The sequence below is a fragment of the Actinoplanes sp. URMC 104 genome (genome assembly GCF_051386375.1).
In the GTDB taxonomy this organism is placed as follows: domain Bacteria; phylum Actinomycetota; class Actinomycetes; order Mycobacteriales; family Micromonosporaceae; genus Actinoplanes.
This window is the reverse complement of sequence record NZ_JBPQTO010000012.1, coordinates 412,548-427,713: the sequence shown is the minus strand read 5'-3', so window position 1 is coordinate 427,713 and position 15,166 is coordinate 412,548. Positions and strand designations below refer to the sequence as shown.

Genomic DNA, 15,166 nt, shown 5'->3' with positions numbered 1-15,166 from the left:
CCTGCTCAGTCTGTCCGCCGCGGCGCCCGACCGGTTCAAGAGCAACCGGCCTTTTTCTCCGCCGGCCCCTGCGCGTATCGATGCCGGACTATGCTGGCGGCGGCGGGGGGAGGGTCGTGGCAGCCAGCGGGCAGGTGCGGACGGCCGTCGGCGTCGGGGTGATGCGGGCGCTGGAGGGGCATGCCCGGCAGCCGCTGTTCGACGACCCGCTCGCCGAGCGGATGCTCACCGGCTGGGCCGCCGTGATGGTGCGCCGCCGGGCTCTGCGCCGGGCTTTCCTGGGCGCGCTCGACCGGGCCGGGCCGGGCTTCTACGGCGCGGTCGTGTGCCGTACGCGGGTGATCGACGACGAGTGCCGGGCCGCGCTCGCCGCGGGCCTGCGGCAGGTGGTCCTCGTCGGGGCGGGCATGGACACCCGGCCGTACCGGCTGCCCGGGATGGCCGCGGCCCGGGTGTGGGAGCTCGACCTGCCCGCGGTGCAGGACGCGAAGAAGGCGGCGCTGTCCCGGGTGCTCGACGGGCCGCCCACCCACGTCCGCTTCGCGCCGATCGACCTGGTCGCCCGGCCGGTGGCCGACGTGCTGCGAGCCGCCGGCGCCGACCTCGGCGCGCCGACGCTGGTGGTGTGCGAGGCGGTCTCGATGTACGTGCCGGACAGCGCGGTGGGCAACCTGCTCGCGTACGCGGGAAGCCTCGCGCCGGGCAGCCGGCTGGTGCTGACCTACCTGTCGCGCGCGGTCCGCGGCGACCCCCGCCACGCCGGCTGGGCGCGGCGCCTGGGCTGGCGGAGCGCCTTCGACCCGCGCGAGCTGGCCGGGCTGCTGGCCGACCGGGGCCTGCGCGTGCACGCCGACGTGGGCGCCGACGAGCACCGGGAGCGGCTGCTGCGGCCGCTGGGCCGGTCCATGGCGGTGTTCGTCGGCGAGCGCATCGTGGTCGCCACCGTCTAGCGCCTTAGGCGTCGTCCAGGCGGATCAGGTCGGCGAGCCGCTCGGGCAGACCGGGGGAGAAGTAGACGTGCCCCATGCCCTCGACGACCCGCAGGCGGGCGCCCGGGATCGCGGCGGCCAGGGCCTCGCCGTGGACCGGGGCATAGACGGGATCCTGATCGCCGTGGACGACCACGGTCGGCGCCGCGATCGCCGTGAGCGGGACGAGCCGGTCCGGGGTCAGCGCCCCGCCGGCCCGGCTGTGGTGCGCGGCGGCGGCCGGGTCGACGGCCCGGGCCCAGCAGCGCTCGAGCATCGCCCGTACGGCCGGCTCGTCGAACGGCAGGACGTCGCCGTGCATGACCCGGAACAGCGCCACGTCGGACTCCACGCCGGGCGGGACGTCCCCGGAGTCGATCAGGTGCCGGATGTAGCGCGGGGCGGGCGGGGGCAGCTCGGCGGGGTCGGCGGGCTTCCCGTCGAAGGCCCGCCCCCAGACCGTGTTGTGGTCGAAGCTCAGCAGCGTGGTGGACATCAGGGTCAGCGACCGGACGCGGGCGGGCGCGTGCACGCCCAGCCACTGCGCGATCAGGCCACCCATCGACCCGCCGGCGATATGGGCGGACGCCAGCCCGTACGCGTCCAGCACGGCCAGCGCGTCCGCGGCGAGGTCGGCCAGCCCGTACGGCTGCCGGTCGAAATCCACGGTGCTCGACAGGCCCGTGTCGCGGTGGTCGTACCTGATCACCTGCACGCCGCGGTCGAGCAGCCGCGTGACCAGCCCGTCCGGGCAGGAGTAACCCTGGGCGGCCGAACCCATGACCAGCAGGACGGCGGGCCGGTCGGGGTCCCCGATCCGCTCGGTCCACAGCCGCAGCGGCCCGGAGGGCACGAAGGTCTCGCTCATGACCCGGAACGATAGCGATCTCCCGCCCGCGCGCCGACGGATTTACCGCCCACCCCTGCCGCCGCTCGTGTAGGGCGAGGCCGCGGCGGGCTCGTCGAGATAGCCGACCAGCGGCGAGCCGGAGGCGGGGACGACCCGGTAACCCCAGTGCCGCAGGGCCTGGGCCATCTTCGCGGCGCCCGCGGGATTGGCGGAGTGGACGTGGATGACGCCGACGTCGAACGGCCGCCCGTCGAAGGCCGCCCGCTCGAGCTCCTCGACGACCGGCCAGATCGTGTCGTCCCCGCCGAGGTCGTGGTCGAGCCACAGCTCGTCCAGGCGCCGGTTCCGGTAGCCCCGGAGCAGCCGCACCCCGGCCGCGCTGGTGCGAGCCACGTCCGCGCTGCGGCCGTCGAGGAACGAGCGCAGATCGTCGACGAGCAGGACTGCCATGCCGACATCATGCCCGGCACGCCGTGCCGGTTGCGCCCGTGGCCGGCTCGGCCACGGGCGTCGGCGTGCGTCAGCGGTCGGCCGGCGGCCGGAACTGGTCGCACCGGCGGGCACGCTCGGCCTGGGCGACCGACCAGCCCGCGCAGAGCCGCACCGGCGGCTGCACGCCCCGGAACAGGTACGACGTCTGGACCCGGACGTCGGTGCGGCCGCGCCCGCAGTGCCGGCCGAACGTGCGCCACTCGAGGCCGTCCGCGGGGCCGCTGCGGGCCACCTGGATCACTGCGCAGCGCAACGGGCTGCGCCCGACCAAGGTGCCCGCGATCCGGATCGGCGGCACGGGCCGCTCCGGGGAACCCATCATGTGCTCGTAGGTGCCGTACCCGACGACGCCGTCGGCGACCAGCCGGAACGACGTGCTCGTCGCGGCCGCGGCGGGCGTCGCGGCGACACCCAGGCCGACGGCGGCGGCGACGAGGCCACCGAGCGTACGGGAAACGAAAGACCGCACTGTCTGCTCCCTTGTTGGAGGACGGCAGCCCGGACGGGCCGCCAGGAACAACAACGAGCCCCGCTCGGCTACGGTGCAGCCGTGCCCGCACCCGTGGACCTCTCGACCCCGTCCTCCCGCCGGGAGGCGCTGCGCCGGATCGACGTGAACGATCCCCGTCCGGGCCATGCGCTGCTGCGCGAGATCTTCGACCTCGAGAGGAGCTGGCGCGAGGGCCCCGACCCGGGCGAGGACGACGAGTTCGAGCAGATCTACGTGGCGGCGTTCCTGCTGTTCCTGATCGGTGATCCCGCCGACTCGCTGCGCCTGTACGCGGCGAAGTTCCGCACCGGCGACATGGACCTGGGCATCGGGTTCGACGCCCACGCCATCTTCGGCGCGGGCCGGCGCAAGACGCTCGACTGGCTGTCGGAGCACGGCCACGCCGAGGAGCACGACCGGCTCGCCGAGTGGCTGGCGACCTCGGAGGACCCCTCGATCGAGGACTGGGCCGCGGGGACGCGGGAGCGCTTCTACTCGCCCCAGGGGCGTCTGCTGCTCGACGAGCTCGCACCGTGACCCCCGCTCATCTGCGGCGATCCCCGCCTCGCGGTGCCGCCCAGGTGGCATGCTCGGCTCGTGCGCCCCTGCCCGGCCCTCTGCGCCGCCGTGGTCGTCGTGCTGACGGCCGGCTGCGGCACGAAGCCGGCACCGCTGAACACGCCCTCGCCCTCGCCCTCGCCTAGCCTGATCGGCACCCCGGCTTCGGTCCCCTCCCTGATCCGACCGCCCTCGGTCACGGCCGCGCGAACTCCGTCCCGCGGTGCCCCGTCACCGGCCGGCAGCAGCCGGGCGCGGACGGTCAGCGGCGGCTGGGAGATCACGGTGTACTACACGGCCGTGGAGCGGTTCCACGACGGCGAGCCAGCCCGGGTCACCGGGTGCCGGCGGCTGGCCTGCACCGGCGGCGACGACGACCTCGGCAGTTATCCGGCCGACTTCGTGCAGGCGGTGCAGGACGAGGGGACCGGGCGCACGGCCGCCGGGGCGTACCTGAACTGGTCGTACGACGTCGGCTTCTGGCTCGACACCGCGCCGCGCGGCGCCGACGGGCGGCGGCTCGTCCCGTTCGTGTCGGCGGCCGCGGATCCGGACGTCCTGCCGTACGGGACCCGCTTCTCGATCGTCGGCTGCGGGCGGCAGGACGACGGCTCCGTGCCGCCCGCCGCCACCTGCGCGTCGTTGCGCGGGGGCGGCTGGCGGATCACCGACGAGTTCACGCCGGGGCTCGGCGGCGACCGGCACATCGACGCCTACATCGGCGCGGAGACCGGGCCCGGCTTCACCGACTCGGACCGGTACGTGACGCTGACCGGCGCCCGTCTGGCGATCGGCTGACCTCAGGGGAGCGACAGCGCCGCGGCGAGGGCCGGGTACCAGCGGTTCGCGATCTTGACGTTGCCGTTGTCGTTGGGGTGCACGCCGTCGTAGGTGTCGGTGGCGGGGGAGAAGCCGGTCCACTGGTCGACGACCGTGACGGGGGACGCGGCGGTGGAGATATCGGCGGCCCAGGCGGGGATCGCCGCGTTCAGGTTGACGACCCGCTGGGCGCAGTCGGCGCAGTTCGAGGCGTTCATGGGGATGATCTGGGCGACGAGGATCTTCATGGCCGGGTTGGACGCTCGCATCTGGTTCACCAGGCGGGTGTACGCGGCGAGGATCGTCTGCGGCGCGACGTTGCTCCAGACGTCGTTGGTGCCGAAGTGCATGAGGACCACGTCGGGGTCGGAGGCGGCGAGCCAGCCGACGAGCTGGTCCTGGTTGGCGACCGTGGTCACCAGCGCGCCGCCGTGGCCCTCGTTCTCGCCGTCGTACGCGAAGCCGCAGCCCTGGCCGGGCAGCGTGCCGACGAAGTCGACGCGGGTGGCGGGCAGCTTCTGCCAGAGCAGGGCGCGCCAGCAGCCGGGCGAGCCGGTGATCGAGTCGCCGAGCGCCATGATCTTCACGGGCGCGCCGGCGGGCGGGGTCGTGGGCGGCGTGGCCGGTGGCGTGGTGGGCGGTGTCGTCGGTGGCGTGGTGGCCGGCGGTGTCGTGGGCGGGGTCGTGGGCACGACCGCGCCGGTGCAGGCGACGCCGTTGAGCGCGAACGACGCGGGCGCCGGGTTGCTGCCCGTCCAGGAGCCGTTGAAGCCGATGCTCGCGGTGCCGCCGGTGGCCAGGGCGCCGTTCCAGCCGGCGTTGCGCACCGTGACCGAGGATCCGGACTGGGTGACCGACCCGTTCCACAGCTGCGTGATCGTCTGGCCCGCTGCGAACGTGAACGTCAGGCTCCACGAGGACACCGGGTCGCCGAGGTTGGTGACGTCGACCGCCGCGCCGAAGCCGCCCGGCCACGAGCTGCCGACGGTGTAGCGGACCTGGCAGCCCGCCGCGGCGTCGGCGCTGGTGGCGGTGGCGACGGCGGTCGCGGACAGGACCGCCGTCGCGGCGGCGAGGACGGTCAGACGTCGACGGTGCATGGCGGCCTCTTCCGTACGAGCTCGGCACATTGATGTCTGTGGATTCCAGAACTATGTCATGGGAGCGCTCCCGAGAAAACCTTGACCTCCCGCCGGCGACCCGCCACTCTGGGAACGCTCCCATCCACTTCTCTCGATCCGAAGGACACTCGTGACCGGAAGAGGAAAGATCGCGGCCGTCCTCGCTCTCGCCGCCGCCGGCACGGGCGTCCTCGTCGCGACCAGGGCTGATGCGGCCGCCGGCTGCCAGGTGCGCTACACCGTCGGCAGCTCCTGGCCGGGCGGCTTCAGCGCCACCGTGGACGTCACCAACCTCGGCGACCCGATCACCGGCTGGACCCTGGCGTTCACCCTGCCGGCCGGGCAGACGATCACGCAGCTGTGGAACGGGTCGCTCACCCAGTCCGGTCCGGCGGTCACGGTGCGCGACGCCGGCTGGAACGCGGCGCTGGCCACCAACGCCGCCACGAGCTTCGGCTTCAACGCCGACGGCGCGTCCGTGACCCCGGCGGCGTTCACGCTCAACGGGGTGGCCTGCACAGGCACGACCCTGCCCACCGCCGCGCCGACCACGACCCCGCCGACGACCGCTCCGGCCACGTCGCCGCCGCCCGCGCCCGGCCCGACCACCGTGGCGCCCGGCGACGGCAAGCAGCGCGAGCGCCTCGACCGCGGCGTGATCAGCGTCCGCTCCGGCTCGGCGAACCTGGTGAGCTGGCGGTGGCTGGCCACGGACCCGTCCGGCATCGCGTTCAACGTCTACCGCGGCGCCACCAAGGTCAACGCGTCGCCGATCACGGGTTCGACCAACTACCTCGACGCGGGCGCGGCGGCGAACGCCGCGTACACCGTACGCGCCGTCCTGGGCGGGGCCGAGCAGGCCGCGGAGGGCCCCTCGCTGAGCTTCGCCGGCGGCTACCTCGACGTGCCGATCCAGAACCCGAACAGCTCGCTGTACGCCGCGAACGACGCGAGCACGGGTGACCTCGACGGCGACGGCCGGCTCGACCTGGTGCTCAAGTGGGAGCCGCTGAACGCCAAGGACAACTCGCAGTCGGGCGTCACCGACCCGGTCTACGTCGACGCGTACAAGCTCGACGGGACCCGGCTGTGGCGCATCGACCTCGGCCGCAACATCCGGGCCGGGGCGCACTACACCCAGTTCCAGGTGTACGACTACGACGGCGACGGGCGTGCCGAGGTGGCCATGAAGACCGCGGACGCCACCGTCTCCGGCACCGGTCAGGTGATCGGCAGTGCGAGCGCGGACCACCGCAACTCCTCCGGCTATGTGCTGACCGGCCCGGAGTACCTGACGATGTTCGACGGCCGTACGGGCGCCGCGCTGTCCACGGTGAACTACGAGCCGCCGCGCGGCACGGTCTCCAGCTGGGGCGACTCGTACGGCAACCGCGTCGACCGGTTCCTCGCGGGCACCGCCTACCTCGACGGCAGCCGGCCCAGCCTGATCATGGCGCGCGGTTACTACACCCGCAGCGTGATCGTGGCCTGGGACTTCCGCAACGGCGCACTGACCCGCCGGTGGACGTTCGACAGCAACAGCTCCTCCAACAGCGGCACGGCCGGGCAGGGCAACCACCAGCTCGCCGTGGCCGACGTGGACCGCGACGGCCGCGACGAGATCGTGTACGGCTCGCTCGCGGTCGACGACAACGGGGTGAAGCTGTGGAACACCGGCTACGGGCACGGCGACGCGCTGCACGTCGGCGATCTCGACCCGTCCCGTACCGGGCTGGAGGTCTTCAAGGTGTCCGAGGACGCGAGCAAGCCGTCGTCGTGGTTCGCGGACGCCCGTACCGGCCAGGTCCTCTGGACCACCCCCGCGAGCGGCGACAACGGGCGCGGCGTCTCGGCCGACATCTGGGCCGGCAGCCCCGGCGCCGAGTCGTGGTCGTCCGCGGTCGACGGCGTGCGCAGCCCCAGCGGTACGGTCGTCTCGAGCCGCAAGCCCAGCTCCGCCAACTTCGTGATCTGGTGGGACGGCGACGCGCAGCGCGAGCTGCTCGACCAGACCCGCATCGACAAGTACGGCACCTCGTCGGACACCCGGCTGCTGACCGCCTCGGGCGTGCACTCGAACAACGGCACCAAGGCGACCCCGTCGCTCAGCGGCGACCTGCTCGGCGACTGGCGCGAGGAGGTCGTCTGGCCCACCACCGACAACACCGCGCTGCGCATCTACGCCACGCCCGTGCAGACCGACCGCCGGGTGGTGACCCTGCTGCACGACATCCAGTACCGCGAGGCCCTCGCCTGGCAGAACACCGCCTACAACCAGCCGCCGCACCCGTCGTTCGCGCTTTCGTAGATCAGCGATGGTCCGGGGCCGTCCCCGGGCCGTGGCAGGTGGGCGCGCGTCGGTGGATACTGCGCCGTCGCTCGGCAGATCCCCTGGACGGACTCTGTGGTTCTGCGGACGCGCACACATGGAGTGCGGCCGATGACCCGCCTAACGTCGAGCGCATGGAAACCACTCACACCGGCGTTGCCGGACTCGACCGTATCGCTCAGCTCAAGCTGCCGGTCACCGACTTGGCGCGCAGTGCCGCCTGGTATCGCGACCTGTTCGATCTGCGTTTGTGGATCGAGTTCGTGGAGGACGGCGTCCTGCGCGGCGCCGCCCTGATCGATCCGCAGGGCAGATTCAACATCGCCCTACGCGACCGGAAGGCCTGTGCCGGGCAACCCGATCTGCACGGCTTCGACGTTGTCGCGTTCGTCCCCGCGGACCGCTCCGTGCTGACCACGATGATCGCTCGCTGCGAACGCCTGGGAATAGAGCATCACGGCATCGAGGAGACTCCGGCCGGCCCCCGGCTGGACATCGCGGACCCGGATGGCACGGTGCTGCGTTTCTTTCACTTCACCGGCTCCACCGACGGGTTCGTCGGAATCGAGACCCGGGACGGGCGCCCGGTCGGCTCGTACCAGGAATCGCGGTTGTTCGGCACCCGCCCGCGCCGCCCTACCTCGACGACCACCACCATCGCCTGACTGAACAGCGTCGGGGTCAGGAGCAGACGGTGTCGCCCTGCGGTGCAGGTCGCCGCGGTGCGTCAACGTTGTGGTACGCGTGTCACGGGCGCAAGCTGGACGGTCCAGGTGCGGGCGGTTCCGACGACTGCCATGGCCCTGCACAGGAGGTCGCAGCCCAGCTGAGGACTGCCTTCCGCGAAGCCGCGGTTGATGAAGGCGATCGCTCTCGGATGGTCACCCGCTTCGAGTGCGTCCTCAAGTCCCGCGGCCAGCACCGTGGCGAGGACGGCGTGAAAGCTGTTCGCCGCTTTCTCTTGAAGGGTCTTCGGAGGCTCGCGAAACGCTGTCGCAGGGAGCGTGGAAGGGGCTGCCGCAAGGGCCATGTCGTCTCCTGTGTGATTTCTGTCCGCTGAGAAGCCTCGCCGGCTCCTCCTCATGAGTGGGAGAAGCCGGCGTGTGGTTGCGGTGTCGCGTCGCGTCTGTGACGGCGACCGGCGTCAGCGACGACGCGCAGAGCGGAGTGCCTGATCGGGGCGGGCGGTGGAGAAGTCGCGCGTGCCGGACGCGAAGTCCGTACAGCATCTCGACCCTACGCTCTTCCAGCTGGGCCCGTCGAACGCAGCACGACCGAACGCCGGTGAGCGCACGCAGAACCGAATCGCCTCCAGCGTAACGCCGGACTCGGGTGCGGGTCACTCGGGCGAAAGACCGTTTGCCGGCCGGGAACGAGTCCGTAGGGTCGATCACCGTCATCGATGCGACTGAACGAGGAGGACGCCCTGCCGGTCGAGAAGACTCACCTGTCCTGGAACCCCGAGACGACGCGCGCCCGGGTGGACGGCCTGTGCCGCAACCCTGCCCTTCCGGACCCCCTGGTGCTGCGGATCCTGGAACACCCCGCCGCCAACATCGCCGCCGTCATGTACTCGCGCGCCTGGTCCGACGAGCTGTTCGACACCCTCGCCGCCCACCCGGACGTCCACCTGCGGGAGATGCTGGCCCGGTCCGGCCGGGCCACGGGGGAGCAGCGGGCCAGGATGGTCGACGATCCGAGCCTCGCCGTGGTGATGGCTCTGCTCGAGGGCCCGTACGGCAGGGAGGCGGAGCCGCTGCCCGGGTGGGCGTACCGGAAGCTGGCCGACCGTCCCAAGATCAGGTGGCTGGTACCGCTCCTCGGCCCGGGGGAGCTGTCGGACGCCGCGGTAGCGGCGTTCGCCGAGCTCGGGGACGACGAGTTGACGCGGGCCACGCCGCGGCCGGAGCCGGAACGGATCACCGCCGACCAGGCCCGGGCCGTCCTCGCGGGCGACTCGGCCTGGGAGCGGGTCAAGATCGCTCTCGAGCCGGGCCTGCCGGCGGACGTGATCACCGCCCTGGCCGCGGATCCCGACCCGGACGTCCGCCTGTACGTCTCGATGCGCCCGGAGCTCAGCGAACAGGAACGCGCCGCGATCGACTACCGGGTGTCCGAGAACGACCGCCTGCCCCGGCTCGCCTGGGTGATCGAGGCCGACGGCGAGCAGCTGCAGCGCTGTGTGTCCTCGGCGCACCCGGGCGTGCGCCGCAGCGCCGCCCGCAACCCGAGGCTGACCGCCGGCCAGATCGCGACGCTCGCCGCCGACGACGACTTCCCGGTCCGGTTGCTCCTCTGCGAGAGCCAGCGGGCCGTGCCGGCCGACCTGGTCGTGCGCACCTATCTGGAGGCGAGGGTCGTCACCCGCGGCGGCCTGCTGTCGCACCCGGCGCTCGACGGCGCGGACCTGACCCGGTACGCGGACTCGCCGCACTGGGAGGCCCGGGCCCTCGCCGTCCTCGACCCCGACGCGCCGGCCGAGCTGATCGAACGCCTCAGCCACGACGAGCACCCCGGCGTGCGGAGCTGGGTCGCGAGCGACGCGCGGCTGTCCCGCGAGCGGCTGCTGGAGCTGTTCGACGACCCGGAGACCACCGCGCCCGCCGCCGCCAACCCGAACCTGCCCGTCGACCTCATGGAGGCGGTCCTCGAGGCGCCGATCGACCCCGGGGAGCCGTCGCAGGACGACGTCCTGGTGCTGGGGCACACCACCCCGACCCACGAACCGCTGGCCGAGATCTGACCGTGCGCGGCCCTCGTCGTCCTCAGCGCTGATCGTCGACGAGGGCCGCGGCGCCGAGGTTGCGCAGGGAGGCGTCGAGCACCTGGGCGGTGTGGGCCATCGGGATGGCGTTGCCCTGGCGGCGCAGCGCGGCGGCGACCTGCATCATGCAGCCGGGGTTCGCGGTGACCAGCAGCTCGGCGCCGGTGGCGAGGACGTTGGCGGCCTTGCGGTCGCCGAGCTCGGCGGCGGGCACGGGGTTGAGCACGTTCCAGATGCCGGCGGAGCCGCAGCAGATCTCCGGGTCGGCGATCTCGCGCAGCCGCAGCCCGGGGATGCCGCGCAGCAGGGCGCGCGGCTGGGCGCGGACGCCCTGGGCGTGCCCGAGGTGGCAGGCGTCGTGATAGGCGACGGTCAGCGGCAGCGGGTGGCGCGGCGCGACGGGGCCGAGCTCGTCGAGCAGCTCGGCGAGGTCGCGCACCTTGGCGGCGAACGACGCCGCCCGCGAGGCGTACGCCGGGTCGTCCGCGAGCAGGTCCCCGTACTCCTTGAGGGAGGAACCGCAGCCGGCGGCGTTGACCACGAAGTAGTCCATGCCGACCCGCTCGAACGTGTCGATCAGGCGCCGGGCGAAGCCGAGGGCCTCCTCGCGGCGGCCGTTGTGGACGCTGAGCGCGCCGCAGCAGCCCTGGCTAGGCGGGATCACCACGTCGCAGCCCTCGGCGGCCAGGATCCGTACGGTGGCGGAGTTCACCTCGGGGAAGAACGCGCCCTGGACGCAGCCGGTGAGCATGCCGACGACGGCCCGGCGGGTGCCGCGCGCGGGGACGCGGCCCGGCGGCGAGGGGACCTTGCGCAGGCGCGGCGCGAGCGACTCGAGCGTGGCCAGCGTGGGGGTGAGCCGGGCGAGCAGGCCGCTGCGCGTGACCAGCCGTTGCAGGCCGGAGCTCTGGTACGCCCGCAGCGGCCCGCGCAGCAGGCGCAGGCGCCGGGGGTACGGGAACAGGGCGAAGATCGCCGAGCGGAGCAGCCGGTCCGCGGGGCCGCGGGTGTGCCGCCGCTCGATCTGGGCCCGCGTGTCCTCGATGAGCCGGTCGTACCGGACCCCGGACGGGCACGCGGTCACGCACGACATGCACCCGAGGCAGCGGTCGAAGTGCGCCACCATCGAGTCGCTCATCGGCTCGCCGGTGAGGCCCTCGTTCATCAGGTAGATGCGCCCGCGCGGCGAGTCCGCCTCGGCGCCCCAGAGCTGGTACGTCGGGCAGGTGGTCAGGCAGAAGCCGCAGTGCACGCAGTCGGCGATCAGATCGGCCCGCGGCGGGTGGTCGTCGTCGAAGGCGCCGGTGGCCGCGCCCAGCACATCGCGCGGCGGCTCGCCGGTTCCCCACGTCGCGTCGACCACTAGATGCCTCCCACGAACCGGCCGGGCGCGAAGCGGTGCCCCGGATCGAACTGGTCCTTGATCCGCCGCATCAGGGCCAGCCCCGGCACCGGCCCCCACATGTCCAGGATGTCCCGTACGCCCTCCGGCGCGGTCAGCACGACGGCATGCCCGCCGCTGCGCACGCACAGCGCCCGCAGCCGCTCCACCTCGGTGATGTCGCGCGCCGCCGCGTACAGCACGCCCGTCCCGGCCGAACCGCGCAGCGCCGCGCCCGAGGCGACCAGCGCGGGCACCTTCGACAGCGGCACCGACAGCTTCATCCCGATCTCGTCGGCGGCCCACGGGTCGCGCCCCCACCAGCCCGGCGGCTGGTCGGCGACCTCGCCGGCGAGCAGCTTCTCGACCAGGGCGGCCCGGTCCCGTACGCCCTCCCGCGTGCCCTCGACGAGCACGGTGAGCTCGCCGGTGGCCGTGTCGATTTCGATCGCGGCCGGCGCCACCTGGGCGGCCAGGATCGCGGGCACCGCCTGCGCCGGGGCGGTCGAGCGCACGTACGCGGAGACGGCCGGCCGGGGATGCAGCCGGAACACGCACTCGGTGATCAGCCCCAGCGTCCCGTGCGAGCCGGTGAACAGCTTGCCCAGGTCGTAGCCCGCGACGTTCTTGACCACCTTGCCGCCCGAGCGCGCCACCACGCCGTCGGCGCGCACGACGGTGATGCCGATCAGCAGGTCGCGGGCCGTGCCGTAGTGCAGGCGCCGCGGCCCGCTGGCGCCGGACGCCACCACGCCGCCGACCGTGGCCGCCGCGGGCGCGTCCAGGGCCAGCTGCTGGTCGCCCAGCGCCAGCTCGCCGAACGGCGTGCCCGCCCGCACGACCGTGATCAGATCGCCGGCCGCGTGCTCCACGACCCCGGTCAGCCGGCGGGTGTCGATGATCAGGTCGAGCGCGCTCGGCGGAGGTCCCCAGTGGAGCCGGGTGCCGCCGCCGCGCACCACCACGGTCAGCTCGCGGGCGGCGGCGATCAGAGCGGCCGCCTGCTCGGTGGACTCCGGCGCCGCGACCAGCCGGGCCGGCACCCCGCCGACGTGGTCGTCGTCGCCGGCCGGCCGGGTCAGCTCCGCCAGCGCGCCCACTCAGAACACCTCCACGCCGGGGAAGCGGTCCCGGACGGCGGAGCCGGGCCTTTCGCCGCACAGCCGCGGCGTCGGGAAGATCTTGCCGGGGTTGGACAGCATCGCCGGGTCGAACGCGCACCGCACCAGCTGCATCGTCTCGAGGTCGTCGTCGCCGTACATCCGCGGCATGTACTTCGCCTTGTCCATGCCGACGCCGTGCTCGCCGGTGATCGACCCGCCGTACTCGATGCAGAGGTCGATGATCGCGCCGGACACGGCCTCGGCGCGCTCGGCCTCGCCCTGCACGCGGGCGTCGAAGAGCACGAGCGGGTGCAGGTTGCCGTCCCCGGCGTGGAAGACGTTCGCCACCCGTACGCCGTGGTCGCTCGCCACGTCGGCGATGCGCCGCAGCACCTCGGGCAGCGCCGTCCGCGGGATCACGCCGTCCTGCACGATGTAGTCGGGGCTGATCCGCCCCACGGCCGCGAACGCCGACTTGCGCCCCTTCCAGAACAGCGCCCGCTCGGCGTCGTCGGCCGCGATGCGGATCTCGAACGCGCCGTTGCCCCGGCAGAACGCGGTGACCTGCTCGAACTGCGCCTCGACCTCGGCGGCGGGCCCGTCCAGCTCGACGATCAGCACGGCCGCGGCGCCGGGCGGATAGCCGCACGCGACCGCGGCCTCGGCGGCCTCGATGGCCAGCGCGTCCATCATCTCGATCGCGGCCGGCACCACGCCGGCCCCGATGATCGCCGAGGTGGCCGCGCCGGCGTCGTCGACGCTCGCGAAGGCGGCCAGCAGCGTGCGCACCGACTCGGGCAGCCGGGTCAGCCTGACCGTCACCTCGGTGGCGACCCCGAGCGTGCCCTCCGAGCCGACGAACGCGCCGATCAGGTCGTACCCCGGCGGGTCGGGGGCGCGCCCGCCGAGCCGCACCAGCTCGCCGTCGGGGGTGACGATCTGCAGCCCGGTCACGTGGTTGGTGGTGAAGCCGTACTTGAGGCAGTGGGCGCCGCCGGAGTTCTCGGCCACGTTGCCGCCGATCGAGCAGATCTGCTGGCTGGACGGGTCGGGGGCGTAGTAGTAGCCGTGCGGCGTCGCGGCCCTGGTGACCTGCAGGTTGATGACGCCCGGTTCGATCACGGCCCGCTCGTCGGCGGCGGCGACCTCGACGATGCGCCGCATCTGGGCGGTGACGATCAGCACGCCCTCGGCGTGGGGGAGCGCCCCGCCCGAGAGCCCGGTCCCCGAGCCGCGCGCGACGAACGGCACCCCGGCGACCGCGCACGCCCGCACCACGGCGGCGACCTGGGCGGCGGTCCGCGGCAGCGCGACCACGGCCGGGATGACCTTGTAGTGGGCGAGGCCGTCGCACTCGTACGTCCGCAGCTCCTGCCGGTCGGTGATGACCTGCTCGGGGCCGAGCTCCGCACGCAGCCGCCGGGCGAGCGCATCGATGTCCGCCATGGGGCCTCCCTCCCGCCGACAACCTAACCCGGCACGTCACTCAGCGTCGACGGCACGGACCGGCCTCGTAGTCTGCGATTATGGCCCGATGTTCGCTCGTACCGTCGTGACCGCGGCCTGTGCCCTGCTGCTGGTGGCCGGATGCTCGTCCGGCGACGACCCGGCGCCGGAGCCGCGGCTCATCGACGTCACCACGATGCGCGGGGCGCTGCTGCAGGCGGCCGAGATCGGGCCCACCTGGGCGGCGCCGCAGCAGAGCGCCGCCCCCGACCAGCTGCCCGTCTTCTGCGGCGGCACGTCGACCGCGCCCAGCGTGCCGCCCGGTGGCGAGATCGTCGCCTCCTCCTTCGTGGACGAGGGCAAGCAGGGCGCGCAGACCCTCGACCAGAAGGCCCTGGTGTACGGCGACGAGACGCTCGCCACCGCCGCCCGGACCGCGCTACGGGCGGTCGCCGACGGCTGCAAGGCGACCGTGTCGGTGCCCGCGACGGTCAACGACGAGAAATCCGAGCCGGCGTACACCGAGACGGTCGAGATCAAGACGCTCGACGAAGCCGGGTGGAAGGGCTTCGTGGTGATCCGCCACAAGAAGTACGACCCGGCGCACCCCGGCGCCGCCGACACCGCCGTCGCCGTGCTGACCAGCCGCAACGTGGTGCTCGTCGACACGTACGCCATCTATCGCCTGGGCAGCGCGAGCCCGTCGCCGAACTTCGACGCCGACTGGCAGAAGCTCGTCGGCAGCGTCGTGAAGCGGGTGGGATAGACACGACGGCACGCCGTCGTCTAATGTTCCCAGTGCGCCGTTGCGAGTTCTTCCCCCGTGGAATTCGCAGCGGCGTCTT

At 73.4% G+C, this 15,166-nt stretch carries 14 protein-coding genes; 7 read left to right on the top strand and 7 right to left on the bottom strand.

All coding sequences use genetic code 11. The features are described from left to right. Positions 1-116: 116 nt before the first annotated feature. The gene (locus ACSNN8_RS40910; RefSeq protein ID WP_436656399.1) at positions 117-950 is read left to right on the top strand and encodes a class I SAM-dependent methyltransferase; all 834 of its coding nucleotides are present in this window, start codon (positions 117-119) and stop codon (positions 948-950) included. 4 nt (positions 951-954) lie between these two features. Here ACSNN8_RS40910 and ACSNN8_RS40905 read toward each other — a convergent pair whose 3' ends face one another. The 3 genes from ACSNN8_RS40905 to ACSNN8_RS40895 all read right to left on the bottom strand — a co-directional run bounded on the left by ACSNN8_RS40905 (position 955) and on the right by ACSNN8_RS40895 (position 2,779). Further along, the gene (locus tag ACSNN8_RS40905) at positions 955-1,836 is read right to left on the bottom strand and encodes an alpha/beta fold hydrolase (RefSeq protein ID WP_436656397.1); all 882 of its coding nucleotides are present in this window, start codon (positions 1,834-1,836) and stop codon (positions 955-957) included. A gap of 42 nt (positions 1,837-1,878) precedes the next feature. Next, positions 1,879-2,268 carry a cyclic-phosphate processing receiver domain-containing protein gene (locus ACSNN8_RS40900; protein WP_436656395.1) on the bottom strand — a complete coding sequence of 130 codons (390 nt, stop codon included), beginning with the start codon at positions 2,266-2,268 and terminating at the stop codon, positions 1,879-1,881. Between the two features lie 70 nt (positions 2,269-2,338). Further along, positions 2,339-2,779, bottom strand: a complete 441-nt coding sequence (locus tag ACSNN8_RS40895) for a hypothetical protein (protein WP_436656393.1) — start codon at positions 2,777-2,779, stop codon at positions 2,339-2,341. A gap of 81 nt (positions 2,780-2,860) precedes the next feature. On the opposite strand from ACSNN8_RS40895, the gene ACSNN8_RS40890 reads away from it, so the two are divergent. Continuing rightward, on the top strand, positions 2,861-3,337 hold the full coding sequence (locus ACSNN8_RS40890) for a hypothetical protein (protein WP_436656391.1): 477 nt from the start codon (positions 2,861-2,863) through the stop codon (positions 3,335-3,337). 60 nt (positions 3,338-3,397) lie between these two features. Further along, positions 3,398-4,156: a hypothetical protein gene (locus tag ACSNN8_RS40885; RefSeq protein WP_436656389.1), complete on the top strand. Its 759-nt coding sequence runs from the start codon at positions 3,398-3,400 to the stop codon at positions 4,154-4,156. A gap of 2 nt (positions 4,157-4,158) precedes the next feature. Here ACSNN8_RS40885 and ACSNN8_RS40880 read toward each other — a convergent pair whose 3' ends face one another. After that, the gene (locus ACSNN8_RS40880) at positions 4,159-5,277 is read right to left on the bottom strand and encodes a cellulose binding domain-containing protein (protein ID WP_436656387.1); all 1,119 of its coding nucleotides are present in this window, start codon (positions 5,275-5,277) and stop codon (positions 4,159-4,161) included. A gap of 151 nt (positions 5,278-5,428) precedes the next feature. Here ACSNN8_RS40880 and ACSNN8_RS40875 point away from each other — a divergent pair, with 151 nt between their 5' ends. The 3 genes from ACSNN8_RS40875 to ACSNN8_RS40865 all read left to right on the top strand — a co-directional run bounded on the left by ACSNN8_RS40875 (position 5,429) and on the right by ACSNN8_RS40865 (position 10,370). Continuing rightward, on the top strand, positions 5,429-7,606 hold the full coding sequence (locus ACSNN8_RS40875; protein ID WP_436656385.1) for a cellulose binding domain-containing protein: 2,178 nt from the start codon (positions 5,429-5,431) through the stop codon (positions 7,604-7,606). A 155-nt stretch (positions 7,607-7,761) separates the two neighbouring features. After that, entirely contained in the window at positions 7,762-8,292 is a 531-nt protein-coding gene (locus ACSNN8_RS40870; protein ID WP_436656383.1) for a VOC family protein, read from the top strand. A 737-nt stretch (positions 8,293-9,029) separates the two neighbouring features. Then, entirely contained in the window at positions 9,030-10,370 is a 1,341-nt protein-coding gene (locus tag ACSNN8_RS40865) for a hypothetical protein (protein ID WP_436656381.1), read from the top strand. Between the two features lie 22 nt (positions 10,371-10,392). Here the strand turns inward: ACSNN8_RS40865 and ACSNN8_RS40860 are convergent, their stop codons facing one another. Genes ACSNN8_RS40860 through ACSNN8_RS40850 form a run of 3 tightly spaced genes read right to left on the bottom strand, consistent with a single transcriptional unit; the run spans position 10,393 to position 14,321 of the window. Continuing rightward, positions 10,393-11,754, bottom strand: coding sequence for a (Fe-S)-binding protein (locus tag ACSNN8_RS40860; protein ID WP_436656379.1), 1,362 nt, complete (start codon positions 11,752-11,754; stop codon positions 10,393-10,395). Beyond that, on the bottom strand, positions 11,754-12,872 hold the full coding sequence (locus ACSNN8_RS40855) for an FAD-binding oxidoreductase (protein WP_436656377.1): 1,119 nt from the start codon (positions 12,870-12,872) through the stop codon (positions 11,754-11,756). The genes ACSNN8_RS40860 and ACSNN8_RS40855 overlap by 1 nt, the downstream gene beginning before the upstream one ends. Next, positions 12,873-14,321: an FAD-linked oxidase C-terminal domain-containing protein gene (locus ACSNN8_RS40850; protein WP_436656375.1), complete on the bottom strand. Its 1,449-nt coding sequence runs from the start codon at positions 14,319-14,321 to the stop codon at positions 12,873-12,875. A gap of 88 nt (positions 14,322-14,409) precedes the next feature. On the opposite strand from ACSNN8_RS40850, the gene ACSNN8_RS40845 reads away from it, so the two are divergent. Then, entirely contained in the window at positions 14,410-15,087 is a 678-nt protein-coding gene (locus tag ACSNN8_RS40845) for a hypothetical protein (RefSeq protein WP_436656373.1), read from the top strand. Positions 15,088-15,166: the final 79 nt, after the last annotated feature.

What these genes read in the sequence shown, in the direction of transcription:
- ACSNN8_RS40905 (WP_436656397.1), bottom strand. Translation starts at nt 1,836, where the DNA reads ATGAGCGAGACCTTCGTGCCCTCCGGGCCGCTGCGGCTGTGGACCGAG.
- ACSNN8_RS40900 (WP_436656395.1), bottom strand. Translation starts at nt 2,268, where the DNA reads ATGGCAGTCCTGCTCGTCGACGATCTGCGCTCGTTCCTCGACGGCCGC.
- ACSNN8_RS40880 (WP_436656387.1), bottom strand. Translation starts at nt 5,277, where the DNA reads ATGCACCGTCGACGTCTGACCGTCCTCGCCGCCGCGACGGCGGTCCTG.
- ACSNN8_RS40870 (WP_436656383.1), top strand. Translation starts at nt 7,762, where the DNA reads ATGGAAACCACTCACACCGGCGTTGCCGGACTCGACCGTATCGCTCAG.
- ACSNN8_RS40865 (WP_436656381.1), top strand. Translation starts at nt 9,030, where the DNA reads ATGCGACTGAACGAGGAGGACGCCCTGCCGGTCGAGAAGACTCACCTG.
- ACSNN8_RS40850 (WP_436656375.1), bottom strand. Translation starts at nt 14,321, where the DNA reads ATGGCGGACATCGATGCGCTCGCCCGGCGGCTGCGTGCGGAGCTCGGC.
- ACSNN8_RS40845 (WP_436656373.1), top strand. Translation starts at nt 14,410, where the DNA reads ATGTTCGCTCGTACCGTCGTGACCGCGGCCTGTGCCCTGCTGCTGGTG.